This is a genomic window from Wolbachia endosymbiont of Atemnus politus (assembly GCF_013309895.1).
Genome location: NZ_JAAXCS010000197.1, coordinates 1 through 1,336 on the forward strand (window position 1 = coordinate 1; position 1,336 = coordinate 1,336).

Here is a 1,336-nt window from a genome sequence, read left to right on the forward strand (position 1 = left end):
TTTTAATCTGCAGATTGCGAAGATAAATCAATAGCTTCATTGTCATTGTAATGAGATTGACGGGAAGGGGCTTTTTGGTTTATGTGCTGCCAAAGGTTTGTTATGCTAGGAACAGTTAAATAGTGCTTCAGCAAATTCTTTACTAGTAAACTCCCTAAGATCCTCTATACCCTCGCCAATTCCTATAGCATGCAACTTTATCTTGTAGGTTTCTGCGAGCCTAATCACTACTCCGCCCTTAGCAGTGCCATCTAGCTTGGTTACGATTAGCCCAGTAACGTTCACCATTTTGCTAAATGCCTCCAGTTGGCTGTAAGCGTTTTGGCCGGTGGTTGCATCAAGAACTAAAATAACATCATGAGGAGCAGTATCTCATCCAATTTTTTTATCGTTCTATATATTTTTGATAACTCCTCCATAAGGTTCACGTTATTTTGTAGCCTGCCTGCTCTATCAATCAAAACAACATCAACGTTATCTTTTATAGCTTGACTTACAGCTCTATATGCCACACTTGCAGAGTCGCTACCGTACTCTCTAGTTACAATGGAGCAACCAGAACGTTCTGCCCAGATATTTAACTGTCTGCCGCTCTAAATGTCTCGCACGCAACAAGCATAACGGATTTCCCCATTTCTTTATATTTATATGCGAGCTTACCTATTGTTGTGGTTTTACCATTACCATTCACTCCGCATACCATTATTATGTGTGGTTTTAGTTTAAAATTAGCGGTTGTACAGCAGGGTTCAATATCGATTCTATTTCGCTCATTAGCTGCTGTGTGATGATGTCATGCTGAACTTCCTTGTCAAATTTGATGCTTGTGAGCCTGTCGATAATCAACTTAGAAGTTTTATGACCGATATCCATGCTAATTAGTAACTCTTCTAGCTCATCCAAAAGCAACTGATCTATTTTTTTTTTGCCAGAAAAAATACTACAGAAAAATTCTTTACTCCATCGCTAAAGCGCGAAGAAGTTTTCAACAAGCCTTTATAAAGACTACTAAACAAACTCAAATTCTTTTAGACTTATAAACCTAATTACAATATAAAGAATGACATGCACTACGAGTATTTGTAAAGGTAAATACACTCACTTTTGTGTTATTTTGTGAGTAAAAGTTCCGAAATACTAGTGTTTTTCTTTAATTTTCAACCTAAATATGTTATAATATAAGTAATGGTTTACGGGTAATTCTATGAGTTATAATGAGAAAATTTTAGATCATTACCAAAATCCAAGGAATGTTGGTTCTCTGAATAAAAATGATCCAAATGTTGGCACTGGTTTGGTTGGTGTTCCATCATGCGGCGATGTGATGAAATTACAA

At 36.5% G+C, this 1,336-nt stretch carries 1 protein-coding gene and 1 pseudogene; one reads left to right on the forward strand and one right to left on the reverse strand.

The annotated features are described in order from the left end of the window. Window positions 1–105 precede the first annotated feature (105 nt). Window positions 106–1,022: pseudogene (gene ftsY, locus HET73_RS07465) on the reverse strand (signal recognition particle-docking protein FtsY). Between the two features lie 182 nt (window positions 1,023–1,204). On the opposite strand from ftsY, the gene HET73_RS07470 reads away from it, so the two are divergent. After that, a partial coding sequence (locus HET73_RS07470) for an iron-sulfur cluster assembly scaffold protein (protein WP_174134298.1) occupies window positions 1,205–1,336 on the forward strand: 132 nt, incomplete at its 3' end.